The organism is Croceicoccus mobilis, from assembly GCF_001661965.1.
GTDB classification, from domain to species: Bacteria; Pseudomonadota; Alphaproteobacteria; order Sphingomonadales; family Sphingomonadaceae; genus Croceicoccus; species Croceicoccus mobilis.
The window spans coordinates 286,774-311,550 of record NZ_LYWZ01000022.1 but is presented as its reverse complement, the minus strand read 5'-3'; the positions used below and the strand labels follow the sequence as shown (position 1 = coordinate 311,550).

Genomic DNA, 24,777 nt, shown 5'->3' with positions numbered 1-24,777 from the left:
ATGCGCATCCTGCTGACCGGATCGTCGGGCTGGCTGGGCCGTTTTCTGGCCCCGCGACTGCGCGCAGAGGGGCATGAGGTGATGGGCCTCGACATCGCGCAGGGTGCGGATACGCAGATCTTGGGTTCGGTCGCTGACAAGGCGCTGGTCGACGCAGCAGTTGGCGATCACGCGATCGAGGCGATCATCCATTCGGGCGCGCTGCACAAACCCGATATCGCGCGCTATCCGGCGCAGGTTTTCATCGACGTCAATATGACCGGCACGCTCAACCTGCTGGAGGCCGCGACGGCAGCGGGGCATGACCGTTTCATCTTCACCTCGACCACGTCGCTGATGGTATCACAGCAAGTTCGCGACGGATCGGATGAGCTTGCTTATTGGATGGACGAGGATTTCGCTGCCGGTCCCCCGCGCAACATCTATGGCGTGACCAAGCTGGCAGCGGAGAACCTGTGCCGTATTCATGCGGCGCAGACCGGCATGGATATCGCGATGCTGCGCACCGGGCGCTTCTTTCCCGAGGACGACGATACGCTGGGCGATCCGCCGGGGGAGAATTTGAAGGCGAACGAAATGCTCAATCGCCGCCTCACGGTGGAAGATGCGGCAGAGGCCCATGTCGCTGCGCTGAACAATATCGGCGGGCTGGGCTGCGAAGCGTTTGTCCTCTCTGCCCCGCCGCCATTTGCGCGGGAGGATGCAGCAAAACTGGCCCGCGATGCCCGCGCCGTGATCGCGCGCCGCTTTGCCGATGCGCTGTCGCTATATGCCGCTCGCGGCTGGGCGCTACCGGACCGTATTGACCGGGTCTATGATCCCTCGAAAGCCGAGCGTCTGCTGGGCTTTCGCTGCAAGTCCGATTTCGCAGCGGTGCTGGCCGCCCTGCGTGATGGCACCGACATGCCCTTCGCGCATGACCCCGATTACATCCCGCCAAAGGAAATTGCGTGAGCGAAACCACCCTCATGATCCTGCAATATTACGGCGCGGGTGCGGCCTTGCTGGCGGCCTTTCTCGTTTCGCTCAATCTGGGTGAGCGGATTACCGGCTGGGCTTTCGTGATCTTCGTCACCAGCTCGATTGCGCTGATCGCCTGGGGGTTCCTCAATGATGAGGGGCAGGGCATCGGTTGGCAGAACATCGGCCTTCTGTGCATCAACGCGGTGGGCGTCTATCGCCACCTGATCGCCGGGCGAACCCGTGCAAAACGAAAGGAGGCGCAAGCATGAGCGCGCCCGTACTCACATCGAAACTCGATCGCGAAAGCCCGGAGGCGAAGGCCCGCGCGCAGCATAACCGCGATCTGGCGCAGCAATTGCGCGATCATGTGGCGCAGGCTGCGCTGGGCGGCGCGGAACGCCACCGCGAACGCCATGTCGCGCGCGGCAAGCTGCTACCGCGCGAGCGGGTGGAGCGCCTGCTCGATCCCGGCTCGCCCTTTCTGGAGATCGGGCAACTGGCGGCGAACGGCATGTATGGCACCGATGTGCCGGGCGCAGGGATTATCGCCGGGATCGGGCGCGTGTCCGGGCGGCAGGTCATGATCGCGGCCAATGACGCGACGGTAAAAGGCGGCAGCTATTTCCCGATGACGGTGAAGAAACATCTGCGCGCGCAGGAAATCGCCCGTGAGAACCGGCTGCCGTGCATCTATCTGGTCGACAGCGGCGGCGCGAACCTGCCCTATCAGGCCGATGTCTTCCCTGACCGCGACCATTTCGGGCGCATCTTCTTCAACCAGGCGCAGATGAGCGCTGAAGGCATCCCGCAGATCGCCTGCGTCATGGGCAGCTGCACCGCAGGCGGCGCCTATGTCCCGGCAATGAGCGACGAGACCGTGATCGTGCGTGAACAGGGCACCATCTTCCTTGCCGGACCGCCGCTGGTAAAGGCCGCGACGGGCGAAGTCATCAGCGACGAGGATCTGGGCGGCGGCGACCTCCATGCGCGCAAATCGGGCGTGGTCGATCATCTGGCCGAGAATGACGAGCACGCGCTGACCATCGTGCGCGACATCGTCAGTCATCTCGGCGCAAACACCGGCGAGGCCGCCAATATTGCCACCCGCGATCCGCGCCCGCCAAAGTTCGATGCCGAAGACCTCTATTCCATCATTCCCGAGGACGTGCGCGCACCCTATGACGTGCATGAAGTCATCGCGCGGCTGGTCGACGGCAGCGAGTTTCACGAGTTCAAGCCGCTCTATGGCAATACGCTGGTCTGCGGCTTCGCGCATATCTGGGGCATGCCGGTCGCGATCCTGGCGAACAATGGCGTGATCTTTTCCGAAAGCGCGCAGAAGGGCGCGCATTTCATCGAGCTTGCCTGCCAGCGCCGCATCCCGCTGCTGTTCCTGCAAAACGTGTCGGGCTTCATGGTCGGCGGCAAGTATGAAGCCGAGGGCATCGCCAAGCATGGCGCAAAGCTCGTCACCGCTGTCGCCACCGCCACCGTGCCCAAGATCACGGTCGTCATCGGCGGCAGTTTTGGTGCGGGCAATTACGGCATGTGCGGTCGGGCCTATTCCCCGCGCTTTATGTTCACATGGCCCAATGCGCGCATTTCGGTGATGGGCGGCGAACAGGCGGCCAGCGTGCTCGCCACCGTGCACCGCGATGCCGATAGCTGGAGCGAGGAGGAGGCCGAAGCCTTCAAGGCCCCGATCCGCCAGAAATACGAGGATGAGGGCAATCCCTATCACGCGACCGCGCGGCTGTGGGACGATGGCGTGATTGACCCGGTGCAAACGCGCGATGTGCTCGGCCTTGCCCTTTCCGCTACGCTCGAAGCCCCGATCGCGGACCGGCCGCGTTTCGGCGTGTTCAGGATGTGATCCCCATGATGCTGACCTTCACTCTTTCCGCTGCCCTTGCCTCCAGCGCCGCCGCCGTGCCTCCGCCGACCGAAGGCGATGACCGCACCGCGATCCTCGCCACGGTCAACGCCTTGTTTGACCGGCTGGGCGCGACCGGCGAGGAGCTTGCGGAATTCGTCGCGCCCGAAGGCGTGATCTTCATCCATAACGAGATGGATCCCGAAAACCCGAAGCTGATCATCCGCCCCAACACCATCCTGACCGACAAGACCGAGGCATCGGGCGCGAAACTGCAAGAGCGCATGGGCATTCCCACCGTGCTGCAGCATGGCGACATGGCGCATGTCTGGGCACCTTACGCGTTCTGGATGAATGGCGAAAAGACGCATTGCGGCATCGATTCCCTCTCGCTCTCGCGCACCGAGGGCACGTGGCGCGTGACCAACATGACCTACACCGTCGAGCCGCTGGAAAGCTGCGCCGATCTGGGCGCGCCGGAGAACCCCGAGTGATCAAGAAACTCCTTATCGCCAATCGGGGCGAGATTGCCTGCCGCATCATCCGCACCGCCCGCGCCATGGGCATTGCGACCGTCGCCGTCTATTCGGACGCCGATGCGAAGGCGCTGCATGTGCGGCAAGCGGACGAGGCGGTGCATATCGGCCCGTCGCCCGCCGCCGAAAGCTATCTGGTGGGCGACAAGATCATCGCGGCGGCCAGTGCGACCGGGGCGGAGGCGATCCATCCCGGCTATGGCTTCCTGTCGGAAAACGCAGGCTTTGCGCAGGCGGTGATAGATGCCGGGCTGATCTGGGTCGGGCCGAAACCGTCCAGCATCGAGGCGATGGGGCTGAAGGATGCTGCGAAAAAGCTGATGCGGGAAGCGGGCGTGCCGGTGACGCCCGGTTACGAGGGCGAGGACCAGTCGGTCGAACGGCTTTCCGCAGAGGCTGATAAGATCGGCTATCCGGTACTGATCAAGGCGGTCGCGGGCGGCGGCGGCAAGGGGATGCGCAAGGTCGATGCTGCATCCGATTTCGCTGCCGCGCTGGAAAGCTGCCGCCGCGAGGCGAAGGCGAGCTTTTCCAACGACGACGTGCTGCTCGAAAAATGGATCACCTCGCCCCGCCATATCGAGGTGCAGGTGTTTGGCGATAGCCACGGCAATGTCGTCCATCTTTTCGAGCGCGATTGCTCATTGCAGCGCCGCCACCAGAAGGTGATCGAGGAAGCCCCCGCGCCCGGCATGGACCCGGACACGCGCGAAGCGATCTGCGCCGCCGCCGTCCGCGCGGCCAAGGCGGTGGATTATGAAGGCGCGGGCACCATCGAATTCATCGCCGATGCGTCCGAAGGCCTGCGCGCCGACCGCATTTTCTTCATGGAGATGAACACCCGCCTGCAGGTCGAACACCCGGTGACCGAAGAGATCACCGGCGTCGATCTCGTCGAATGGCAGCTGCGCGTGGCGAGCGGTGAGGCGGTTCCGCTGAAACAGGACGAATTGTCGATCAACGGCCATGCGATCGAGGCGCGGCTATATGCGGAGGACCCAGCGAAAGGTTTCCTTCCCAGTCCGGGGCGCGTGGAAACGCTGGTTTTTGATTATCGCGCCCGATTGGAATCTGCTGTTGAGGAAGGTGATAACGTCTCGCCGTTTTACGATCCGATGATCGCGAAGGTAATTTGTCATTCTAAGGATCGAGACTGCGCCATCGACGATCTTTTGAGGTGGCTGGACAACAGTTTCATAATGCCCATCACAACCAACAAGGCTTTCCTCTATGCCTGCGTGGATCTGCCGGAATTCAAGAATGCCGAACTCGATACAGGCCTGATCGGTCGGAGTGACGAGCATCTGACTTCGATTCCGGCTCCCTCACAGCGAGTCCTTGATGCCGCAGGTTGGCGGATCAAGGAGGAGACCCTCGATAGGTATGGATGGAGTGATCGGCGATTTGAAGAGGGCCTTTACGGTTTCAGACTGAATTCAGCCGCGCGACCACGGCATGTGATTTACGCTGGCGGGGAAAAATTTTCCGTTTCCCTTAATGCACCGGCGCAAAAATTGGCTAGCGACCTCGATGGCGACTCAGTCATCGTCACTCAACGCGGCCAAAGCTATGTTTTCTCGCTCGCACCGCCTCATGGAGCAGGTGCCGTTTCCGCCGCCGACGGCGCAATCCTCGCCCCCATGCCGGGCAAAGTCATCGCGTTGGACGTGTCCGAAGGCGACACCGTCACCGAAGGCCAGCGCCTGATGGTCCTCGAAGCCATGAAGATGGAGCACGCGCTGACCGCGCCCTTCGCGGGCACGGTGCGCGATCTGGCTGCCAGCGCCGGCGGGCAGGTCGAGGTGGAGGCCATGCTCGCCCGGATCGAGGCTGACGAGGGCGAGTAACCCGCCCATGGGTTGAACCAGCCTGACATTTGCGGCATCCGCCCGCCGTCATGAACGAACTGCAGACCCTCTTCTTCGAGCAGCCCCTGTGGGCGCAGTCGGCCATCGGGCTGATCGCGCTGGCGCTGGTCGCGGCCATCGTCAATTTCCTCATCAAGCATGTGCTGCTGCGGCTCGCCGCGCCGTTCCTCGACACGCGCAGCCTGACCGCGGACAAGGCGGCGGCGCGGCTTGCCAATGTCGTGCCCGCGATGATCGTCGGCAATGGCATCAATCTGGTGCCCAACCTGCCGCCAAAGGTCGTGCTGGTCGTGCAGAACGTGTGCGATGCGCTGATCGTGGTGTTCATCGCCTTCGCCATTAGCGGGGCGCTGAATTATGTGAACGAGGTTTACGCCCGCCGGCCCGAGGCGAAGAACCGGCCGATCAAGGGCTACGTTCAGGTCCTGAAGATCGTCATCTATTGCGGCGCGGCCATACTTGCGATCGCGACCTTGATGGAGCGATCGCCGCTCTTGCTGCTATCGGGCCTCGGCGCGATGGCGGCCGTGCTGCTGTTGGTGTTCAAGGACACGATCCTGTCGCTGGTGGCATCGGTGCAATTGTCGTCGAACGACATGCTGCGCGTGGGCGACTGGATCGAGATGCCTTCGATGAGCGCGGATGGCGATGTCATCGACATCGCGCTGCACACAGTGAAGGTGCAGAACTTCGACAAGACGATCACCACCATCCCGACCTACAAGCTCATCACCGAAAGCTATCGCAACTGGCGCGGGATGAAGGAGGCGGGCGGCCGCCGGATCAAGCGCGCCATCCATATCGACCAGAGCGCCATCGGCTTCCTGTCGGACGCGGAGGACGAAAAGGTCCGCCGCTTCCGCCTGCTGGGCGATTACCTCGATGCCAAGCGTGCCGAACTGGCCGAATGGAATGAGAAGAGCCCCGGCGAGAACCCGGTCAATGCGCGCCGCCTGACCAATATCGGCACCTTCCGCGCCTATGTCGCCGCCTATCTGAAGGCGCATCCGCATGTGCGCGAAGACATGACCATGCTGGTCCGCCAGCTGGAGCCGGAGCCTGAAGGCCTGCCGCTCGAAATCTACTGCTTCACCGATACGACCGACTGGAACGAGTATGAGCGGATCCAGGCCGATATCTTCGACCATCTGATCGCGATCCTGCCCGAATTCGGCCTCGCCCTCTATCAGCAGCCCAGCGGGCTCGACATGCGGGCGGTGGGCCAGCCGGTCACCAGCGGATCAGCGGCAGGATAGAGGCATTGTCGTCGCTCCACGCCCGGTCCGCAGGCGGGGGAAGGCGGCCCCAGTCGACGGTGCTGGATGCGATCAGCCGGTTGTAGCTGTCATCACTGCGGGTCAGCGCGATCCACAGCGATGGGACGGTGCCGGGGGCAAGATCCTCGGTATCCATGCGCATCGCGCCTTTCCACCCGCCCTGCCGCGCCAGCGCGGACACCATGGGCGCAAGGTCGAAATAGCGGTTCGAGACATGGACCAGCAGCAGGCCATTTTCACTGAGCGCATCGCCATAGACGGCAAAGGCCTCCTGCGTGAGGAGGTGGATCGGAATCGCATCCGATGAAAACGCATCGATGGCGAGAAGGTCGAACGTGCCTCCCGGCTCCTCGGCCAGCCGCAGCCGCGCATCGCCGATCACGATGCGTGCATCGGGCGTGCAATCCGACAGGAAGGTGAACCGCTCCTCCGCCGAGAATTCCGCCACCTGCCGGTCGATCTCGAAAAAGCTCCAGTGCTGATCCGGCTGGCGATAGCAGGCCAATGTGCCGACGCCGAGGCCGACCACCCCGATGCGCGCATCGGGCGCGGCCTGGCTTATGGCGATCCCCACGCCCGATGTGCGTCCGTAATAGCTGGTCGGTTCATCGCGCATGGCAGGGTCGGTGAACTGCTGGCCATGCATGGTGGTGCCATGGGTGAGATAGCGCACCTTGCCGCCCTGCGTTTCGGCAATGGAATAAGCGCCAAAATAGCTGCGCGCGCGTTCTCCGTCGAGCGAGGAGCGGATCGTGGTATAGCCGACATGGCCGATCATGATCATCGCCAGTACTGCGACATAAAGCATGCGCGAGCCCATCACCACGATGCCAAGGCAGGCGAGCAGCCCCATCATCCCGGCGATCTGCGTGTTCATGGCAGCGCCCGACGCCAGCGCCAGCCTCCACGCCAGCAAAGCGCCCAGCATCAGCAGAACGATAGAGATCGTCCGTCCCAGCAGGCCGCGTTTCAGATACTGGCCGATGACGGGGATCTCCTCCATCGGCAGCAGAAAGGCCGCGACGACCAGCAAAATTGCGTGTTCGTAGATCCAGTCGAATATGACAGGTGCGATCAGTGCGGCGAAGACCCCGCCCAGCGCCCCGCCCAATGCGATCATCAGGTAGAACAGCGTGAGATGCGCCGGATCGGGCCGCAGTTCGAACAGGCGGTGGTGCAGCGAAACCGCGATCAGGAACAATAGCGCCACCATGGCCAGCGCGATGCCAAAGCTGGCATCGCCCGTGGGCGAGAGCGCAAAGCCGCCGACGAAGAGCAAGGTGATCGGCGCGATCCGGGTGAGATGGCGCGCCAGTGTGCCATCCTCACTGAAGGCGACGGTATAGCTTAGGAGATAGAGACCAAGCGGGATCACCCATAGCAAAGGCGCGGCCATGATGTCGGTGGTGAGCAGCGTCGTCGTCGACAGCATCAGCCCTGATGGCACCGCAGCCAGCACCGTCCATAATGCGATCAGCCGGCGCGTTACTGCTGGCGGCACGCGTTCGCTGAAATCCTCCTCTTCGGCGGCTGGCGCATTAGCCGCAGCCTGCCTGCGCGACCATCCAGCCAGCACCACCAGCACGAACAGCAGCGCAAAGCCCGCGCTCCACAACAGGCTCTGCGCGCCCAGCGCCATGGTCGGTTCAAGCAGGAGCGGATAAGCGATCAGCCCGGCAAAGCTGCCCAGATTGGACGCGCCATACAGCACATAGGGATCGCCCGCATCGCCAGAGGCTGCGTACCAGCGCTGCATCAGCGATGCCTGCGACGCCAGCATGAAGAATACCGGGCCGATGGAAAGGACGAACAGCGCCGGAACCCAAAGCACTTCCCAGCCCGATGCCGCGGCGGGCAGGTCGAACAGGTCGATGGGAAGCGTCAGCGCGGCCAGCGCCAGCAGGGCGAGATGGACGGGAACCTGCCGCCGCACGGGAAGGCGCGACAACGCGTGGCTATAGAGATAGCCGCCCAGTAGAAGCAGCTGGAACACCAACATCGCGCTGTTCCAGACATTCGGCGCACCGCCCACCATGGGCAGGGCAAAGCGCGCGATCATCGGCTGCACCAGGAACAGCAGGAAGCTGCCGACCAGAATGGTCAGCACGAACAGGGGCTGGCGTGGCGGCATCGTGGGCATGGGAAGAAAAGTCGGGCGTCCGCTGGCGATGGGGCTTTGCCGCCATGCTTAGGCCATCGCGGCGCAGGTGCAACCGGCAAGCCGCAGCTAGCCGGGAGGGGCGGAATTATCCTGCCCTTTGGGATAATTGTCCGGCATTGGCGATGCCGTCATCATGGTCGCAGATGATTGAACTAACCGCAGCGCAGTCATGAAACCGCGCACACCCCTCAACGAACTGCGCATCTTCGTCGCCGTGGCCGAGCGGTGCAGCTTCGTCGATGCCGCCCGCGATCTCAATAGTTCGCCATCGGTCGTGACCCGCACCATCGCCGCGCTGGAGGAGCGGCTGGGCGTACGCCTGCTGACCCGGTCGACCCGCACCGTATTCGTCACGCCAGAGGGCGAAACCTATCTCGAGCGTTGCCGCGACATTCTTGGCCGCCTCGATGCGGCCGATGCGGAAGTCGGCGCTTCGGTCGAGCCGCGCGGCGAATTGCGTCTGTCTGCGCCGATCAGTTTCGGCCGCCGCCAGATCGCGCCGATCTGCGCAGAGTTCCGCAAGCTTTATCCCGAAGTCAGCATCCGCCTGACCCTGACTGACCAGAGCAACGACCTGATGGCGACGGGCGCCGATCTCGCGCTTCGCGTCGGCCTGCCGCGCGAAGGTGATTTCGTGACGCGCCGCGTGCTGCGCGCGCGCCGCGCGATCTGCGCATCGCCTTCCTATTTCCAGCATCATGGCGAACCCAAGAATCCGGCAGACCTTGAGCGGCACGACGGCATCGTCATCTGTCGCGACAATGAACCCATCGACCGCTGGATGTTCGAGGTCGATGGCAGGATGGAGAGTTTCCGCATTCCCGTAGCCCTTTCCAGCAACAGCGGCGAAGTGGTCGAGCAATGGGCCCTGGATGGCGCGGGGATCGCGCTCAAGTCGCTCTGGGACGTTGAGCAGTTTCTGGAAGGCGGGCAACTCGTCGAATGCCTGCGCGACTATTCGCGTGAGGATGCGGACATGTTCCTGATCTATCCCGAACGCCGAGGTCTGCCGTCGCGGGTGCGCGCCTTCATCGATTTCCTCGACGAGCGCTTGCAGCAGCTCGAAGGCCGCTTCGCACGCTTGTGACACGACCCAGAATACACTGTTTCATATTCCGCAATAAACCCGATCGCGTTTGCATCATTGGTATCAGGTACATCCAAAAGGAGACTGTGATGCTAAAGATTGCCGCTATCGCCACCACTGGTGCCGCACTCGCGCTTGCCGGCTGCTCGGCCGAGACCGACACTGCCGCCACCGATGACGCGATGATGGATTCCTCGATGGAAACCACCGCCATGACCGAGCCTGCGGGCGCCATGCCCGTGACCGTCACGATCGAAGGCGTGCAGCCCGGCGGTGGCAAGCTTTTCGTTGCGCTTCAGGGCGAAGGCAATTTCCTGAAGGCAGCGGGTGACTACAAGACCAAGGTCGATGCGACTTCGGGCACCGTAACCGCGACTTTCGACGACGTGACGCCGGGCAGCTATGTCGCGGCCGTAGTCCATGACGAGAACGGCGACGGCGAAATCGAGCTGGGCAGCAAGGGCCCGACCGAGGCCTGGGGCCTTTCGGGTGACGAGCAGAGCGGCAAGCCCGCGTGGATGCCCGCCATGTTCGAAGTGACCGACATGGGCGGTTCGGCCACCGTGATGCTCAGCTACGACTGATAGGCAATTCTGCGTTGGGGCGGCGGCTGCCTCTTTGATTTTCCCCCGGTGGCCGCCCTCCAATCCTCGCGCCACGTCCGGCACCGCGGGCGTGGCGCGTTTTCCCGATTATGGAAGATCTGATGAAAGACGAAAAAGCGCCGCTTGCCGGCACCGCCTACGATCCCGATTATGCCGCGCCGTCCCATGTCGATACCGGCTCGGTCGAGGACGGGCGCGTCGTCTTTCCGCCATGGCGCGGCCCTGCCGATCCGCAGGACGGGCCGACCCCGGCCCCACAGCCGCCCGCCAAACGGACCGGTTTTGCCATCGTCGGGCTGGGTCGCCTGTCGATCAACGAGATCCTGCCCGCCTTTGCCGAATGCAGCCACGCGCGCATCGCTGCGCTGGTATCGGGATCGCGCGAAAAGCTAGCCGCGGTTGGCGCGCAATATGGCGTGGTTGAGGGCAGTCTCTACACCTATGACCGCTTTGAAGAGATCGCGGACAATCCCGATGTCGACGTCATTTACATCGTGCTCCCCAACGGCATGCACCGCGAATATGTGATCCGCTCGGCGAAGGCGGGAAAGCATGTATTGTGCGAAAAGCCGATGGCGACCAATGCCGCCGATGCACAGGTGATGGTCGATGCCTGCGATGATGCGGGCGTGACGCTGATGATCGCCTATCGCATCCATTTCCAGCCCCATAACGTGGAGGCGCGCCGTTTTGTCGCCGATGGCACCTATGGCCGTCTTGTCGGCATCACCGCCAACAACGTCCAGACCGTGAACCAGAACGGGCCGCAGCAATGGCGCCATGACGGCGATCTGGCCGGCGGCGGTTCGCTCCCCGATATCGGGCTCTATTGCCTCAACACCGCGATCTATCTGGCGGGGGAAATTCCGGTGGAAGTCAGCGCCGACATCTATTCCCCGCCCGGCGACCCCAAATATGCCGAGGTCGAGGAGACGGTGTCCTTTCGCCTCAAATTTCCCTCGGGCACGATCGCCAATTGCTTTACCAGCTATGGCGCGCGCGACGATAAATACCAGCGCCTTAACTTTGCCGAAGCCAGCGTGGATATGCCTAACGCCTACAGCTATCGCGGGCAGGATCTTTGGGTGGCGAGCAAGGCGGGCGATACCGACCAGAAAGCGCAGATTGCGATTTCTCCGGCCAACCAGTTCGCAGCCGAGATCGACCACATGGCGCAATGCGTCCAGTCTGGCGTCACCCCCGCCACGCCCGGAGAGATGGGCGTGCGCGACCATGTGTTGATGGAGGCAATCTATCGCAGCGCCCGCGAAGGCAGGCCGGTTGCCACGCCCGATGCCGGTGAAAGGGCTGACAAGGCCCGGCAGCCCGCGCTTCACGACTGATTTCACCTTGGGAGAGGTACAAGGCAGCGGACCGGATCGCCATGGCGCGATTCCGGTCCGTTTCGCGGTTGCAGGAATCGCCGTCCTTGGCCTAAGGCGCAGGGGATGAATTGATGGGTGGCCCGTTTGGCCGCCAAAGCAAGAGGCACGAGATGACGGGTTTGCAGAATAGGCTGGTCACGCTGGTCGGTGGCAGCGGTTTCTTCGGCAAGCATGTCGCGCAGGCACTGCTGGAACAGGGCGCGCGTCTTCGCGTCGCTTCGCGCCATCCCGAAGAGGCGTATTCGCTGCGCCCGCTCGCCAATCTGGGCCAGATCCAGTTCGCCCGCTGCGACATCCGGAACGAGGCATCGCTTGCTGCCGTGATCGATGGCGCGGATGCAGTCGTCAATCTCGTCGGCGCGTTTGAGGGTAACCTTGACGCGGTAATGGGCGCGGGCGCCGGGCAGGTCGCGCAGATCGCTGCCGACAAGGGCGTATCGGCTTTCGTCCATATCTCGGCCATCGGGGCCGATGCGAACAGCGCGATCGATTACCAGAAATACAAGGGGCTGGGCGAACAGGCCGTGCTGGCCGCGTTTCCGAAAGCGACCGTGCTGCGCCCCTCGATCCTGTTCGGATCGGATGACAATTTCCTCAACATGTTCGGCCAGATGATTTCGGCCCTGCCGGCGATTCCCGTCTTCGCGCCGCAGGCGAAGCTGCAGCCGCTTTTCGTCGACGATGCCGCCGACGCGGTGATCGCGGCCCTTGCCGATCCTGCCAAGCATGGCGGCAAGACCTATGAGATCGCAGGGCCTGAGGTCATGACCATGCTGGAGATCAACGAACGCATCGCCGAGGCCGAGGATCGCAAGCGCAGCTTTATCGCGCTGCCCGATGGCGTGGGGCGCATGATCGCAGGCATCAGCGGAATGCTGCCGGGCGCGCCGATTTCTTCCGATCAATACGCGATGCTCAGCGCAGGCAATGTCGCCAGCGACGACATGCCCGGCATCGCAAAGCTCGGCATTGCGCCGCGCCCGCTTAGCCTGTTTCTCGACCGCTGGATGACCCGCTATCGCAAGCACGGGCGTTTCGGCGACAAGCGCGTGGTCTGAACGCGCTCTACCGCAGGATCGTCAGGCGTTGACGTCGCTGTAATGGCGCGGCGGCGCGACGCCGTCGACGCGGTCGGCCAATAAGGGCTGGAAGCTCGGCCGGCTTTTGAACACCGAATACCATCCGCGCGCCGATTCGTGCCCGCGCCAGTCGATGCCGCCCAGGTAATCGGCAACGGAGATCTGCGCGGCTGCCGTCAGATCGGCAAGGCTCATCGTTGCGCCCGCCAGCCAGCGGCGATGGTCGACGAGATAGTCAATATAGTCGAGATGCTGGTCCGCCAGCCGCATCGCATCGCGCAGTGCCCGCGAATCGGGTGCCGCGCGGGCGACGACGCGCTTGGCGTAACGCTCCGACAGCAGGGGCGCGGTGACGTCGCCCCAGAAATTTTCGTCGAACAATGCGACCAGTCGGCGGATTTCCGCGCGGCCTGCCGCCGTGCCGTTGATCATCGGGTTCTTCTCGACCGTTTCGTCGAAATATTCCGCGATCGCGCGGCTGTCGGCCAATGTGATGTCCTTGTCCTCATGGGTGAGGGCAGGGGTGCGGCCGGTCGGATTGATGAGGAAGAATTCCTCGCGCATGGCGAAGGGGTTTTCCTCTTCCAACGTGAAGGGCACGCCCTTCTCGCTCATCAAAAGGCGCAGTTTCCGGCTGAAGGGGCAGAGTGCGAAATGATGCAGCCGCCACATGTGGCTTTTGTCCCGTTATTGTGATTCTGGCGTTTCGGGCCCGGTATCTTTGCAAAGTCCAAGGTCCGCCGCTGGGCGAACAGGGCGCGTTTCCCGCGTGAAACGGGTGATTCCCTGTAAATTCGGATGGGGCAGCGGCGACCCGCCCGTCAACACGATTGACCAATAATAGTCGCCTTGTTCAAAGCTTTTTGGGGATCGCGCAAACGCGATAGACCAAAGGTGCAGTTCTTTGCGGCTTGTGCCCCGGCGGTTCATTTGCGATGGCTCCGCCCCTGATGTCCGACCCGCGCATAATCGATATCAAGCTGGATGAAGCCACCATCGTGTGGCGCAATCCCGATATTGAGCAGGAGCGGCGCGTCGCGATCTTCGATCTGATCGAGGAAAATACCTTCAAACCGATGCGTTCGTGGGAGGCTGGGCACACCGGCCCCTACAAGCTCGAACTGTCGGTGATCGACGGGCGGCTTTCCATCAGCATCGCCGATGAAGCGGACAAGCCGCTCGAAACGCTGATTCTCGGCCTTGCGCGGTTTCGCCGCCCCATCCGCGAATATTTTGCCATCTGCGACAGCTATTACCAGGCCATCCGCAAGGCGACCGCCGCCGAGATCGAAACCATCGACATGGCGCGGCGCGGCATCCACAACCGCGCGACCGAGCTGCTGATGGAGCGGCTGGAAGGCAAGGTAGAGACCGACTTTACCACCGCGCGCCGCCTCTTCACGCTGATCTGCGTCCTCCACATTCGCGGGTGACTGTTCGGCAGGACAGCTTCCCACAGCTTATCGCCTGAAACCCTTGCCCCGCGCCGCTTCGCTTGGGCAGGACCGGACAAAGGCAATTCGGGAAGAAATAATGTCGATTCTTTCGGACAAGTGGATCCGGCAGCAGGCGCAGGAAACGGGCATGATCGAGCCCTTCGTCGAGGCGCAGCGCCGCGATGGCTGCATTTCCTATGGCCTGTCCTCATACGGCTATGACGCGCGCGTCGCCGATGAATTCAAGATCTTCACCAATGTCGACAGCGCCGTGGTGGACCCCAAGGATTTCGCCGCCAACAGCTTCGTCGACCGCCAGACCGATGTCTGCGTGATCCCGCCCAACAGCTTCGCTCTTGCCCGCACGGTGGAATATTTCCGCGTACCGCGCGACGTTCTGGTCATCTGCCTTGGCAAGAGCACCTATGCGCGCTGCGGCATCATCGTGAACGTCACCCCGCTGGAACCGGGCTGGGAAGGCCATGTGACGCTGGAGTTTTCGAACACCACGCCGCTGCCTGCCAAGATCTACGCGAACGAAGGCGCGTGCCAGTTCCTCTTCCTGAAGGGGAACGAGCCTTGCGAGGTCAGCTATGCTGATCGCACCGGCAAATATATGGGGCAACGCGGCGTCACGCTGCCTCGGCTCTAGGGCCGCATTAGAACAAGGTGAACAGCACCAGCGCGAGTATGGTGCCCAGCACCGGCACCAGCACGGTGGTGGCCGCCACCGCGCCATAGGCGCTCTTGTGCGTTTCACCGCAGACCGCGCGAATGGTGGTGACGACATAGCCGTTGTGCGGCAGGCTATCCATTGCGCCCGATGCAATGGCGACCACGCGGTGCATCTCGGCAGGATCGGCGCCCAGAGACAGATAATGCGGCGCGATCAGCGGCAGGGCGATGCTCTGCCCGCCAGAGGCGCTGCCCGTAAGGCCCGCGATCACCGTCACCGCCACGGCGGCGCCGATCAGCGGGCTGCCGGGCAGCGCCTGCACCGCGGCCAATGCTTCGGCAAAGGCGGGGGAAAGTTGCGCCACCGTGCCGAAACCGACGACGGCGCAGGTGTTGGTGATCGCCACTACCGCGCCGGTAGCCCCGCGCGAGAACGCGCCGGACAATGCGCCGCGCTGTGCCCAGCCTACCGCGCAGGCCAGCACGATCCCGGTGCCCAGCGCCGCCAGCAGCGCCCATTTGCCCAGTGCTTGCGTGATGAGGAAGACCCCCAGCACGCCCACCAGCGGCAGGATCGACAATGCGGGGGAGGGCAGCTTCGCGTCGATCTCGAAACGGTCGTCGCTCTCGCGCGCCTCGAACCCTTCGCCCGCCAGCACGGCGCGTTTCACCATGCGCGCGATCAGCACATAGCCCAGCGCTGCCATTGCGAGGGCGACGACAATGCTGACCTGCCAGCCGGCATAGGCAGTGGTGCCCAGATATTGCATCGGGATGAGGTTCTGGATTTCCGGGCTGCCCGCGCTGGTCATGGTGAAGGTCACCGACCCAAAGGCAAAGGCGCCGGGGATGAAGCGGCGCGGCAGGTTCGCTTCGCGAAACAGCGCGACGGCAAGGCCATAGACCGAGAATGCCACGATGAAGACGCTGACCCCGCCATAGGTCAGCACCGCGCAGGCCGCGATCGTCGCGGCGAGCGCATAGCGGCTGCCCAGCTTTTGCGTAATGAACCGCGCGACAGACGCCGCGGCCCCCGAAGCGCCCATGACCTCGCCAAAGATGGCACCCAAAAGGAACATCAGGAACCAGCTGGAAAGAAAGTCGGCAAAGCCCGCCATATAGCTGGTCGCGAAGTCGGGGGCGGGTCCGCCGTCGGCAAGCGTGCCTGCCAGCGGCGGCAGCAGCGGAAGCCCCGCCGTGATCGCGACGACAAAGGCGGCGACGGGACCGGCGATCAAGATATTGATCCCGCGCACCGTCATCCAGATCAGCAACGCCAGCGCGCCGACCAGCCCGACCCATTCTATCATTCAGCAAACTCCGCTACCCGTCGGCCGCGTCAGGGCGCGGCTTTGCAGCCGGTTTAGCGAAGAGGAGCGGGGGCACAAGCGTTGCGGCGGCTTCGCCCGTGCCTGCTGTCCTTTAGGCGAGGTCGGCCGCGCTGTGCCTTTCCGCAATGGCGCCGGGCGTACGATCGGCCGATGCATTGACCCGCAGGCCGCGCTTTACCGCAGGCCGCGAATCGATGGCCTTCGCCCAGCGGACCACGTTGGCATAGCTTGCCACGTCCAGAAATTCGGCTGCCTCGTACAAGCGCCCCAGCGCAAGCTGGCCGTGCCATGCAAAGATCGCCATGTCGGCAATCGAATAATCGCCTGCCACAAACTCGCGCGTGGCAAGATGCTGGTCGAGCACGTCGAGCTGCCGCTTCACCTCCATGGTGTAGCGGTCGATGGGGTACCGGAATTTCTCGGGCGCATAGGCGTAGAAATGGCCGAAACCGCCGCCCAAGAGCGGGGCCGTGCCCATCTGCCACATCAGCCATGACAGGCACTCCGCGCGCTTTGGCCCGCCTGACGGGACGAATGCGCCGAACTTTTCCGCCAGATGCAGCATGATCGCGCCCGATTCGAACACGCGGAAGGGCTCTGCTCCGCTGCGGTCTTCCAGTGCCGGGATCTTCGAATTGGGATTGAGAGCGACGAAACCGCTGGTGAACTGGTCCTGCTCCATGATGTCGATCTTCCACGCGTCATATTCGGCGGCGTGGCCCGCGGCGAGCAGCTCTTCGAAAAGGATCGTGACCTTCTGTCCATTGGGTGTGCCCAGCGAATGGAGCTGGAAGGGATGGTCGCCCACCGGCAGCTCGCGGTCGGTCCGGGCCCCCGCAGTCGGGCGATTGATCGAGGCGAAGCGACCCCCGTTTTCGCCATCTTGCGTCCATACGGCGGGCGGGGTGTAGCTGTCGCTCATGCAATCTCCGGTCGTTCGATAATGGGCTTGGGTGCCGCTTTGGTGGGCGACATCATGCTGCGGGCGCGATATGGGGTGGCCCATGAACACTGCAACCCGCGGCTCCACCCATGGCGACAATGCTGCGCTTCGTTTCGCAGAAGGCGGCAACGCGGCACTGGCGACGATCACCCATATCGACGGCAGCTTTTCACGCCGACTGGGCGCGCAGCTGGCGATCGGGCGCGATGGCGCGCTGGTCGGTAGCATGGCCGACGGCTGCCTCGAAGGGGCGCTGATCTCCCTGGCGCAAGAGGCTTGGGAAGATGGCCGACCGCGCTTCGTGCATTTTGGCGGGGCGGGTGATCCGATGGACCTGCGCCTGCCATGCGGTTCGCGGATCGCGGTCACGCTGGACCCTGCGCCCGATATGCAGGCGCTTGGCGATGCGGTCGATGCCCTTGATGCGCGGCGCTGCGCGGAAATCGCGGTGCCGCTGGCTGACGGTTCGGTCATGAGGCGGGCTTATCGCCCCGGTCTCAGGATCGTGGCTTTTGGCACCGGTCCGGAATTGTCCGCGTTCGAGCGTCTGGCCGAAACGCACGGGGCGATCGTGCAATCGATGCGCCCGCATGGAGAGGGCGCGGATACGGGCCTTTCGCTGGGGCAGGCCCCCGAAATGACGCTGGATGCATGGACCGCGGTCGTCGTGCTTTTCCACGATCACGAATGGGAACGCGCAATCCTGCCCGCCGCCCTGACAAGCGATGCCTTTTATATCGGCGCGCAGGGAGGCGCGGCTGCGCGTGAGGCGCGTGCGGAACTGATCTCGTCTTCTGGCCTGACGGAACGGGCGCAAGGGCGGCTGCATGGCCCGGTCGGACTGATCGGCAGGGCGCGCGATCCGGCGGTGCTGGCGCTCTCTGTGCTGGCGGAAATCGTCGCCGCCTACGAAACGCTGGCATGATCGCTGCGCGAGAGATTTTCGCGGTCACCTTGGCCGCCGGTCTCTCTACCCGCTTCGGGGGTGACAAGCTGGCGGCGCGGCTGGGCGGCACGAACGTGCTCGACGCATCCCTCAAGGCCCTGGAGGGCTTTGACTGGGCAGGGCGCGGCATCGTGCTGGATCCGCGACGTGCGGCAGGCTGGAGCGGCGGTTTGCCGGTCATCCCGAACCCGGCGCCGGAAAGCGGCATGGGCCATTCGCTGGCCCTTGCAGCCCGCGCAGCGATGGACGCCGGGGCGGCCCATCTTCTCGTCACCTTGGGCGACATGCCCAATCTTTCGCGCGGCAGCATCGCGCGCCTTTTGGCCGAAGCGCCTGCCGGGCCCGATTCGCTTGCCGTCATGGTGCCGCCCGGCGGCAAGCCTGCGCCGCCCGCGATATTTGGCGCAAGCTGGCTTCCCCGCCTTGCCGAAACGCGTGGCGACAGCGGTGCGCGCGCCATCCTGCGCAACCCTGCGCATGCGGTGCGTCAGGTCGCCCTTTCCGCCAGCGAAGCCATCGACATCGACACGCGCGAAGACATCGAACGGCTGCGTTGAGAAGCAAACGACCGGGTCCGCCGATGGCGGTTCATATATTTGAACTGATGCGAGAAAATGGAGCGGGCGAAGGGATTCGAACCCTCGACCCCAACCTTGGCAAGGTTGTGCTCTACCCCTGAGCTACGCCCGCTCTGAACGCCTGCAATCGGTTGGCTGGAAGCCCTTCCGATCGGGGTGAGGCGCGCCTTTAACAGTAGGTCTGGGGGTGGGCAAGCGTTAAATGTCGAATTTTTTTCAAACCACTGCAGGCGGGGGAAGGAAACGGCCCTGCACCTTGGAAATTCGCAGCTTTCGTCCCACATAGTCTGAAAGCGATCGGGAGGGACCGGCCAAAGCCATATCCCCCGCAGACACGAAAATCAGGAGAATCGATCTTGGCCAGCATGGGTCTTAACCTCGACGAGCAGAAGGCAGTGGAGCGCTTCCGCAAGGAGGTGGTCGAACCCTCGATGAAGAGCCTCGTCATCCTCGATTTCTGGGCGGAATGGTGCGGGCCATGCAAGGCGCTGACCCCGACGCTGGAAAAGATCGCGGCGGAATATGCCGACAAGGGCGTAATTCTTGCCAAGGTGAATGTCGATGAAGAGCAGTTCATCGCCTCGCAGTTCCAGGTGCGTTCGATCCCCACCGTCTATGCCATGTTCCAGGGCCAGCCGGTCGCGGACCTGACCAGCGCGCGCAGCGAAGGGCAGCTGAAGCAGGCGCTGGACCAGATCCTCTCGCAATTGCCGATCGAGGCGGGCGCGGGCGGTGACGAGCCGAAGCAGGACATCGAACCGCTGATCGCCATGGGCGAGGAATTGCTGACGAGCGGCGATGCCGAACGCGCCATGGGCGTGTTTGCGCAGATCATCGAACTGGCGCCCGACAATGCCGCCGCCAATGCGGGCCTTTTGCGCGCCATGATCGAGGCAGGGCACACCGAGGAGGCCGCCGCCGCGCTGGCGTCCATGCCCGAGGATCTGGCCAAGGACCCCGCCATCGAACGCGCCGCCGCTGCGCTGGAGCTGGCGAAGGACAAGCCGGAAGACAGCGAGCTTGCCGGTCTGCGTCAGGCCGCGGCGGAAAACCCGGCGGACATGGACAAGCAGTTCGAGTTTGCGCAGGCCGCCTTTGCCGCCGGTTCGCGGGACGAGGCTGCCGACACGCTTTTGAAAATGATCGAGGCCGATCGCGGCTGGAACGATGGCGCCGCGCGCGCCAAGCTTCTCCAGATCTTCGAAGCCGTGGGCCTTGAGGATCCGTGGGTCGCGGCAACCCGCCGCCGCCTTTCGCTGATCCTGTTTGGATGAGGAGCGGGGCAGACATGGGTTCTGGACTGGAGACGACGCGGATCTCGATCTTCCCGCTGCCGGGCGCGATCCTCTTTCCGGGCCTGCAATTGCCCCTGCATATTTTCGAGCCGCGCTATCGCGCTTTGGTCGAGGATTCGCTCGCCCGTGACCGCATGATCGGCATGATCCAGCCGCAGCGTTCGTCCGAGGGGGCGCCGCTCTTCAATATCGGCTGTCTTGGCCGGATCGGAGAGGTGGAGGCGCTGGAGGACGGGCGCTACAATATCATCCTCGACGGTGTCAGCCGCTTTCGCGTCGTGCGCGAACTGGAGGTCGAGACCCCGTTCAGGCAGGTCCGGGCCGAATTGCTGGCAGAGGACGAGGATGGCGTGCTGCTTCCGGTGGAACGCGCCGCGTTCGAGGAAGAGGCCAAGAGCTTTGCCGACGCGCAGGGCTATTCGGTCGACTGGGATCAGGTGGCGCGGCTTGACGACATGGCGCTGATCAATGGTGTGTCTCAGGTCGCGCCATTCGATGCGGCGGCAAAACAGGCGCTGCTGGAGGCCGACACGCTGGGCGAACGCTGCGACTTGCTGGTCCAGCTGATGCAGTTCTTCGGCCGTCACGATGACGAGGATGGCCACACGCTGCAATAGGTCGGCGCTTGCGCGTCAGATCCCGAACGCGCCTTCGATCCCGTTGATCACGAATTGCGCGGCCAGCGCCGCCAGCAACACGCCGAGCAGGCGCGTGATAACCGCTTCGACCCTGTGGCCCAAGAGGCGCATCAAGGGCGCTGCCGCGATCAGCGCGCCCAGCGTCAGCACCATCACCGTGCCCAGCGCGCCAAGGATGACGAAGGTCTCTTCCATCCCCTCGGCCCGCGCCATCAGCAGCATGATCGAGGCGATCGCGCCCGGCCCTGCCAGCATGGGCATCGCCATAGGGAAGACCGAGACATCCTCGATCTCGGGCGTGGCCTTGACCATGTCGGCGCGTTCGTGGCGGCGTTCGGTCCGCTTTTCAAACACCATTTCCAGCGCGATCAGGAACAGCATGATGCCGCCGGCAATGCGGAAGGCGTCCAGTTCAATATGCAGCGCGCCAAGCAATTGTTCGCCGAATAATGCGAAGATCAGCAGGATGACGCTGGCGATCAGGGTCGCGCGGATCGCCTGCACGCGCCGCTCATGCGCAGGCATCTCGCTGGTGAGGCCGTAATAGATCGGCGCGCAACCGGGCGGGTCGATGACCACGAAAAGCGTGGCAAAGGCAGAGGCGAAGAGTTCGAGCATGTCAGTTTGCGCAGCCCTGCCCGTAAGCGGCCACGCGATCAAGCACGGGATCGTTCCATCCACTATCCTCGCGAAAACGCACGGTCAGATGGCGGGTGCAATCATCGCCGGTTTCCACGTCCCAGCGCATCGTTTCATCGCGGCTGATCGCATAGGGATGGCCGATGTCGGATCGAGGCTTATCGTTATTGCGGCGCTTGCGATCGGGAGGGCCGCCAGTGCCATCACGGCGGGGCATGACGCTATTGCAACCCGGCGTGTGAGAACGGATCAGGATCGGCGCTTCTCCGGCGTTAGCGCTCTCACCACTCAGCTCCATCGTCCAGCGGTACTCACCGTCCCGCTGCCGCTCCCAAGCAGAAGCGTACCAGCCCTGCGTGCCATCCGGCTTCGTCCAGCCGCCACCGCTGATGGCGAGGGAACCGTCGCAGCTCGACCAGATTTCGTGCGGGCTCCAGTCGATGGCATTGGCGGGTTCGTCGCTGTCCTTTAGCCACTGCTTTGCATCGACGCGCTGCGGCACGAACATGATCGCGCCATCGGCGCCATGCTCCTTGAAGGACTTCCAGCGCCCTTCCTCCTGCGCCAGCAAAGAGGCTGCGATGTCGGCAGCGGCCACTTCGCCTGGCTGGGCGACGCGCGCGATCCGTCCGCCGCGCCCATCGCGCATGCCAGGGCCTGAGGGCTGCGCCAGAGCGGAGGCCGACATTACCAGCAGGGCAGATACGGCGACCGCAGCGGCTTTCAACTCAGGCGATCCCTTCGCGGCGTTTCGCGGCGGCAAGCGTGTTGTGCAGGAGGCAGGCAATGGTCATCGGCCCCACGCCGCCCGGGACCGGAGTCACGGCGGCTGCCACTTCCATCGCCTCGTCAAAGGCGACGTCGCCGACCAGCTTCGTCTTGCCTTCTTCCGCTGCGGGCACGCGGTTGATGCCCACGTCGATGACCGTCGCGCCGGGTTTCAGCCATGCGCCCTTCACCATTTCAGGGCGGCCCACGGCAGCAACGACGATATCGGCGCCGCCAATCACGTGGGCCAAGTCCTGCGTGCGGCTATGCGCGATGGTGACGGTGCAGCTTTCCTTCAAAAGCAGCATCGCCATCGGCTTGCCCACGATATTGGAACGCCCGACGATCACCGCGCTCTTGCCCGACAGATCGCCCAAGCGGTCCTTGAGCAGCATCAGGCAGCCCAGCGGCGTGCAGGCGACGAACCCGTCCTGTCCGGTGGCAAGGCGGCCCGCGCTGGCGGTGGTAAAGCCGTCGACATCCTTGTCGGGATCGATCGCCTCGATCACCTTGGTCTCGTCGATATGTTTCGGCAGCGGCAGCTGGACGAGGATGCCGTCCACCGCCGGATCGGCATTGAGCTGGCCGATCAGCGCCAGCAGGTCAGCCTCGCTCGTCTCGGCGGGCAGGTGGTGCTCAAAGCTTTCCATGCCAGCAGTGACGCAGGCCTTGTGCTTCGACCGGACATAGACCGCGCTTGCCGGATCTTCGCCTACCAGCACCACGGCAAGGCCGGGCGCGCGCCCGGCCTTTGCCGCAAAGGCAGTGACGCCCTCGCGCACCTCTTCGCGCAGACCTGCCGCGAACGCCTTTCCATCAATGATGTCGGCCATGATCAGTAGACTACCGTCGAACGATGGATCGCGCTCAGGATCATGATCAGCACGTTAAGGCCCACGATCAGGACCAGCGGCGAGAAGTCGATCGCGCCGGTGTTGGGCAGGATGCGCCGGATCGGCCGCAGCATCGGTTCGAGCAGGGCGTTGAGCGCGGTATAAATCGAGGAGACGAACTGGTTGCTCATGTTCACGACATTGAACGCGATCAGCAGCGAGAGCACGAATTGCACGATCACCAGCACGACGATCACATTGATCAGATAGCTGAGGATCTGGATGAGAAGGGCTAGGAACACGGAGATGACGAAAGGTCCTTCGGCCGGGAATCTGAGGGGTGGCAGTGATCTAGCCCAAGCGCGCGCGCAGGGGCAAGGCTTGAAGCGGCAGGGGCGGGCCGGTCAGCCTTCCCAGTCGATGCTGTCGATCCGCCATGAAAGCTCGTCCGCGCTGGCGCCCGGCACGTCGTTGACGCGGCGCAGGACCATCGTACCCGTCAGCATCGTCTCGACCTGATCGACATTGGTGCCGGCGAGCCAGACCGGGATGTTGTAATAGACAGATCCCGCCGCGCCTTCTTCGATGCCTTCGCCATAGCTGACCGCGATATCGGTCATATTGGCCCAGCGCGGGGCGGTGCCGCCGGTGCGGATCTCGGCGCGCCATGCGCGGCGCGCGGCATCGGTGTCGCCCGCCTCAACCGCGCCCTTCCAGTAATCGAGGAGGTCCTGCGGATCGCTTTGATCCGGGCCGGGCAGCTCCATGTCGAATGCGGGAAGCGGCGGCGCTTCGCTCTCGACCGGCTCTTCGACGGTGGGCGCCGGTTCGCCGCTGTCGCCGCAGCCTGCGAGCAGCAGGGCGGGGAGGAGGGCAAGCCGTTTCATCTCAGGCGCTGCGGACGATGGTGCCCGCGCCCCGTTCGGTAAAGATTTCGATCAGCATGGCGTGGGGTACACGGCCATCGAGCACGACGGACGCCTCGCAACCGGCTTCAACCGCCTGCAGACAGGTTTCCAGCTTTGGGATCATGCCGCCCGTGATTGTGCCATCCTCCACCAGCTTCTTGACGTCATCGGGGTACAAGTCTGTCAGAAGACTACCCGTTTTGTCGAGCACGCCGGGAACATCGGTAAGGAGCAGCAGGCGAGCGGCCCCCATCGCGGCAGCCACGGCACCGGCCATGGTATCGGCATTGATGTTGTAGGTGTGCCCGTCCTTGTCAGCGCCGATGGGCGCGATCACCGGAATCAGACCCGCCGCAACCGATGCGTCGATGATGCGGGTGTCAACATGCTCGGGCTCACCCACGAAGCCAAGGTCGATGGCCTCCTCGATGGCGGAGCCTTCGACCTTGCGGGTGCGCTGCACCTTGCGCGCGGTGACCATGCCGCCATCCTTGCCCGAGATGCCGATGGCGCGGCCCCCGGCTTTCGAGATCCAGCCGACCAGTTCCTTGTTGATCGCGCCCGACAGCACCATTTCGGCGACTTCGGCGGTCTGCTTGTCGGTGACGCGAAGGCCATCGACAAAGCTCGATTCGACGCCCAGCTTCTTCAGCATCGCGCCGATCTGCGGGCCGCCACCGTGGACGACGACGACATTGATGCCCACTGCGCCCAGCAGCACCACGTCTTCGGCGAATTCGCGCGCGGCTTCGGGATCGCCCATGGCATGGCCGCCATATTTGATCACGAAAGTGCGACCGGCATATCGCTTCATGAACGGCAGCGCCGTCACGAGAGTCTTTGCCTTGGCGAGAAGCGCCTTGTCGTCGGGGTTCAGCGGGTCAACCATAGTGGCACGCGCCTTTGCACGGGTTGGCGCGGGTTTCAATTGATTCCCGCGCCCCCGTTCCATG

At 63.8% G+C, this 24,777-nt stretch carries 26 protein-coding genes and 1 tRNA gene; 16 read left to right on the top strand and 11 right to left on the bottom strand.

The window, feature by feature from the left end; all coding sequences use genetic code 11:
• The 6 genes from A9D13_RS09000 to A9D13_RS08975 are packed head-to-tail and all read left to right on the top strand — an operon-like array spanning position 1 to position 6,496.
• A complete protein-coding gene (locus A9D13_RS09000; protein ID WP_066772645.1) occupies positions 1–954 on the top strand; it encodes an NAD-dependent epimerase/dehydratase family protein in 954 nt (317 codons plus the stop codon).
• Positions 951–1,232, top strand: coding sequence for a hypothetical protein (locus A9D13_RS08995; protein WP_066772644.1), 282 nt, complete (start codon positions 951–953; stop codon positions 1,230–1,232). Before A9D13_RS09000 ends, A9D13_RS08995 begins: the two co-directional genes overlap by 4 nt.
• The gene (locus A9D13_RS08990; RefSeq protein WP_066772643.1) at positions 1,229–2,836 is read left to right on the top strand and encodes a carboxyl transferase domain-containing protein; all 1,608 of its coding nucleotides are present in this window, start codon (positions 1,229–1,231) and stop codon (positions 2,834–2,836) included. The genes A9D13_RS08995 and A9D13_RS08990 overlap by 4 nt, the downstream gene beginning before the upstream one ends.
• A 5-nt stretch (positions 2,837–2,841) precedes the next feature.
• Entirely contained in the window at positions 2,842–3,330 is a 489-nt protein-coding gene (locus A9D13_RS08985) for a hypothetical protein (protein ID WP_066772642.1), read from the top strand.
• Complete coding sequence (locus tag A9D13_RS08980) at positions 3,327–5,219, top strand: acetyl/propionyl/methylcrotonyl-CoA carboxylase subunit alpha (RefSeq protein WP_066772640.1); 1,893 nt, start codon at positions 3,327–3,329, stop codon at positions 5,217–5,219. The genes A9D13_RS08985 and A9D13_RS08980 overlap by 4 nt, the downstream gene beginning before the upstream one ends.
• Before the next feature lie 50 nt (positions 5,220–5,269).
• Positions 5,270–6,496 carry a mechanosensitive ion channel family protein gene (locus tag A9D13_RS08975; protein WP_066772638.1) on the top strand — a complete coding sequence of 409 codons (1,227 nt, stop codon included), beginning with the start codon at positions 5,270–5,272 and terminating at the stop codon, positions 6,494–6,496.
• On the opposite strand, the gene A9D13_RS08970 is transcribed toward A9D13_RS08975, so the two are convergent.
• Positions 6,471–8,657, bottom strand: a complete 2,187-nt coding sequence (locus A9D13_RS08970; RefSeq protein WP_172808135.1) for a spermidine synthase — start codon at positions 8,655–8,657, stop codon at positions 6,471–6,473. The genes A9D13_RS08975 and A9D13_RS08970 overlap by 26 nt on opposite strands.
• A gap of 190 nt (positions 8,658–8,847) precedes the next feature.
• Between A9D13_RS08970 and A9D13_RS08965 the strand changes: the two genes are divergently transcribed.
• From A9D13_RS08965 to A9D13_RS08950, 4 genes are all read left to right on the top strand, one after another.
• Complete coding sequence (locus A9D13_RS08965; protein WP_066772636.1) at positions 8,848–9,765, top strand: LysR family transcriptional regulator; 918 nt, start codon at positions 8,848–8,850, stop codon at positions 9,763–9,765.
• An 89-nt stretch (positions 9,766–9,854) separates the two neighbouring features.
• The gene (locus A9D13_RS08960) at positions 9,855–10,349 is read left to right on the top strand and encodes a DUF2141 domain-containing protein (RefSeq protein ID WP_082922235.1); all 495 of its coding nucleotides are present in this window, start codon (positions 9,855–9,857) and stop codon (positions 10,347–10,349) included.
• 122 nt (positions 10,350–10,471) lie between these two features.
• Positions 10,472–11,713, top strand: coding sequence for a Gfo/Idh/MocA family protein (locus A9D13_RS08955; protein ID WP_216635496.1), 1,242 nt, complete (start codon positions 10,472–10,474; stop codon positions 11,711–11,713).
• Positions 11,714–11,865: 152 nt separating this feature from the next.
• The gene (locus A9D13_RS08950) at positions 11,866–12,813 is read left to right on the top strand and encodes a complex I NDUFA9 subunit family protein (protein WP_066773916.1); all 948 of its coding nucleotides are present in this window, start codon (positions 11,866–11,868) and stop codon (positions 12,811–12,813) included.
• 21 nt (positions 12,814–12,834) lie between these two features.
• On the opposite strand, the gene A9D13_RS08945 is transcribed toward A9D13_RS08950, so the two are convergent.
• Positions 12,835–13,506, bottom strand: a complete 672-nt coding sequence (locus A9D13_RS08945; RefSeq protein WP_066772633.1) for a glutathione S-transferase family protein — start codon at positions 13,504–13,506, stop codon at positions 12,835–12,837.
• Between the two features lie 278 nt (positions 13,507–13,784).
• Between A9D13_RS08945 and A9D13_RS08940 the strand changes: the two genes are divergently transcribed.
• Complete coding sequence (locus tag A9D13_RS08940) at positions 13,785–14,267, top strand: UPF0262 family protein (protein WP_066773914.1); 483 nt, start codon at positions 13,785–13,787, stop codon at positions 14,265–14,267.
• 100 nt (positions 14,268–14,367) lie between these two features.
• Complete coding sequence (gene dcd, locus A9D13_RS08935) at positions 14,368–14,922, top strand: dCTP deaminase (protein WP_066772631.1); 555 nt, start codon at positions 14,368–14,370, stop codon at positions 14,920–14,922.
• A gap of 7 nt (positions 14,923–14,929) precedes the next feature.
• On the opposite strand, the gene A9D13_RS08930 is transcribed toward dcd, so the two are convergent.
• Positions 14,930–16,255: a GntP family permease gene (locus A9D13_RS08930; RefSeq protein WP_066772630.1), complete on the bottom strand. Its 1,326-nt coding sequence runs from the start codon at positions 16,253–16,255 to the stop codon at positions 14,930–14,932.
• A 112-nt stretch (positions 16,256–16,367) separates the two neighbouring features.
• Positions 16,368–17,198 carry a glutathione-dependent disulfide-bond oxidoreductase gene (gene yghU, locus A9D13_RS08925; protein ID WP_066773912.1) on the bottom strand — a complete coding sequence of 277 codons (831 nt, stop codon included), beginning with the start codon at positions 17,196–17,198 and terminating at the stop codon, positions 16,368–16,370.
• Positions 17,199–17,280: 82 nt separating this feature from the next.
• On the opposite strand from yghU, the gene A9D13_RS08920 reads away from it, so the two are divergent.
• Together A9D13_RS08920 and A9D13_RS08915 are read left to right on the top strand one after the other, a co-directional pair.
• Complete coding sequence (locus A9D13_RS08920; RefSeq protein WP_066772626.1) at positions 17,281–18,144, top strand: XdhC family protein; 864 nt, start codon at positions 17,281–17,283, stop codon at positions 18,142–18,144.
• Positions 18,141–18,722, top strand: coding sequence for a nucleotidyltransferase family protein (locus A9D13_RS08915; RefSeq protein WP_066772625.1), 582 nt, complete (start codon positions 18,141–18,143; stop codon positions 18,720–18,722). The genes A9D13_RS08920 and A9D13_RS08915 overlap by 4 nt, the downstream gene beginning before the upstream one ends.
• Before the next feature lie 58 nt (positions 18,723–18,780).
• On the opposite strand, the gene A9D13_RS08910 is transcribed toward A9D13_RS08915, so the two are convergent.
• Positions 18,781–18,855, bottom strand: a tRNA-Gly gene (locus tag A9D13_RS08910).
• 253 nt (positions 18,856–19,108) lie between these two features.
• On the opposite strand from A9D13_RS08910, the gene A9D13_RS08905 reads away from it, so the two are divergent.
• Complete coding sequence (locus A9D13_RS08905) at positions 19,109–20,017, top strand: tetratricopeptide repeat protein (protein WP_066773910.1); 909 nt, start codon at positions 19,109–19,111, stop codon at positions 20,015–20,017.
• Positions 20,018–20,031: 14 nt separating this feature from the next.
• Positions 20,032–20,655 carry an LON peptidase substrate-binding domain-containing protein gene (locus A9D13_RS08900; RefSeq protein ID WP_066772624.1) on the top strand — a complete coding sequence of 208 codons (624 nt, stop codon included), beginning with the start codon at positions 20,032–20,034 and terminating at the stop codon, positions 20,653–20,655.
• A gap of 15 nt (positions 20,656–20,670) precedes the next feature.
• Here the strand turns inward: A9D13_RS08900 and A9D13_RS08895 are convergent, their stop codons facing one another.
• The 6 genes from A9D13_RS08895 to argB form a co-directional block, all read right to left on the bottom strand.
• Complete coding sequence (locus A9D13_RS08895; protein WP_066772623.1) at positions 20,671–21,294, bottom strand: MarC family protein; 624 nt, start codon at positions 21,292–21,294, stop codon at positions 20,671–20,673.
• A gap of 1 nt (position 21,295) precedes the next feature.
• Complete coding sequence (locus A9D13_RS08890) at positions 21,296–22,042, bottom strand: hypothetical protein (protein ID WP_066772621.1); 747 nt, start codon at positions 22,040–22,042, stop codon at positions 21,296–21,298.
• 1 nt (position 22,043) lies between these two features.
• Positions 22,044–22,916, bottom strand: coding sequence for a bifunctional methylenetetrahydrofolate dehydrogenase/methenyltetrahydrofolate cyclohydrolase FolD (gene folD / locus A9D13_RS08885; RefSeq protein ID WP_066772620.1), 873 nt, complete (start codon positions 22,914–22,916; stop codon positions 22,044–22,046).
• 2 nt (positions 22,917–22,918) lie between these two features.
• Positions 22,919–23,218: a YggT family protein gene (locus tag A9D13_RS08880; protein WP_066772619.1), complete on the bottom strand. Its 300-nt coding sequence runs from the start codon at positions 23,216–23,218 to the stop codon at positions 22,919–22,921.
• Positions 23,219–23,320: 102 nt separating this feature from the next.
• Positions 23,321–23,803 carry a hypothetical protein gene (locus tag A9D13_RS08875; protein ID WP_066772618.1) on the bottom strand — a complete coding sequence of 161 codons (483 nt, stop codon included), beginning with the start codon at positions 23,801–23,803 and terminating at the stop codon, positions 23,321–23,323.
• A gap of 1 nt (position 23,804) precedes the next feature.
• Complete coding sequence (gene argB / locus A9D13_RS08870; RefSeq protein ID WP_066772615.1) at positions 23,805–24,713, bottom strand: acetylglutamate kinase; 909 nt, start codon at positions 24,711–24,713, stop codon at positions 23,805–23,807.
• Positions 24,714–24,777: the final 64 nt, after the last annotated feature.

Bases quoted from the DNA above. Each gene is read 5' to 3' on its own strand.
- A9D13_RS08900 (WP_066772624.1), top strand. From the start codon at position 20,032: ATGGGTTCTGGACTGGAGACGACGCGGATCTCGATCTTCCCGCTGCCG.
- A9D13_RS08940 (WP_066773914.1), top strand. From the start codon at position 13,785: ATGTCCGACCCGCGCATAATCGATATCAAGCTGGATGAAGCCACCATC.
- A9D13_RS08960 (WP_082922235.1), top strand. From the start codon at position 9,855: ATGCTAAAGATTGCCGCTATCGCCACCACTGGTGCCGCACTCGCGCTT.
- A9D13_RS08975 (WP_066772638.1), top strand. From the start codon at position 5,270: ATGAACGAACTGCAGACCCTCTTCTTCGAGCAGCCCCTGTGGGCGCAG.
- A9D13_RS08965 (WP_066772636.1), top strand. From the start codon at position 8,848: ATGAAACCGCGCACACCCCTCAACGAACTGCGCATCTTCGTCGCCGTG.
- A9D13_RS08895 (WP_066772623.1), bottom strand. From the start codon at position 21,294: ATGCTCGAACTCTTCGCCTCTGCCTTTGCCACGCTTTTCGTGGTCATC.
- dcd (WP_066772631.1), top strand. From the start codon at position 14,368: ATGTCGATTCTTTCGGACAAGTGGATCCGGCAGCAGGCGCAGGAAACG.
- A9D13_RS08915 (WP_066772625.1), top strand. From the start codon at position 18,141: ATGATCGCTGCGCGAGAGATTTTCGCGGTCACCTTGGCCGCCGGTCTC.
- A9D13_RS08905 (WP_066773910.1), top strand. From the start codon at position 19,109: ATGGGTCTTAACCTCGACGAGCAGAAGGCAGTGGAGCGCTTCCGCAAG.
- argB (WP_066772615.1), bottom strand. From the start codon at position 24,713: ATGGTTGACCCGCTGAACCCCGACGACAAGGCGCTTCTCGCCAAGGCA.
- A9D13_RS08930 (WP_066772630.1), bottom strand. From the start codon at position 16,255: ATGATAGAATGGGTCGGGCTGGTCGGCGCGCTGGCGTTGCTGATCTGG.
- A9D13_RS08990 (WP_066772643.1), top strand. From the start codon at position 1,229: ATGAGCGCGCCCGTACTCACATCGAAACTCGATCGCGAAAGCCCGGAG.
- A9D13_RS08970 (WP_172808135.1), bottom strand. From the start codon at position 8,657: ATGCCCACGATGCCGCCACGCCAGCCCCTGTTCGTGCTGACCATTCTG.
- folD (WP_066772620.1), bottom strand. From the start codon at position 22,916: ATGGCCGACATCATTGATGGAAAGGCGTTCGCGGCAGGTCTGCGCGAA.
- A9D13_RS08920 (WP_066772626.1), top strand. From the start codon at position 17,281: ATGAACACTGCAACCCGCGGCTCCACCCATGGCGACAATGCTGCGCTT.
- A9D13_RS08945 (WP_066772633.1), bottom strand. From the start codon at position 13,506: ATGTGGCGGCTGCATCATTTCGCACTCTGCCCCTTCAGCCGGAAACTG.
- A9D13_RS08985 (WP_066772642.1), top strand. From the start codon at position 2,842: ATGATGCTGACCTTCACTCTTTCCGCTGCCCTTGCCTCCAGCGCCGCC.
- A9D13_RS09000 (WP_066772645.1), top strand. From the start codon at position 1: ATGCGCATCCTGCTGACCGGATCGTCGGGCTGGCTGGGCCGTTTTCTG.
- A9D13_RS08950 (WP_066773916.1), top strand. From the start codon at position 11,866: ATGACGGGTTTGCAGAATAGGCTGGTCACGCTGGTCGGTGGCAGCGGT.
- A9D13_RS08875 (WP_066772618.1), bottom strand. From the start codon at position 23,803: ATGAAACGGCTTGCCCTCCTCCCCGCCCTGCTGCTCGCAGGCTGCGGC.
- yghU (WP_066773912.1), bottom strand. From the start codon at position 17,198: ATGAGCGACAGCTACACCCCGCCCGCCGTATGGACGCAAGATGGCGAA.
- A9D13_RS08955 (WP_216635496.1), top strand. From the start codon at position 10,472: ATGAAAGACGAAAAAGCGCCGCTTGCCGGCACCGCCTACGATCCCGAT.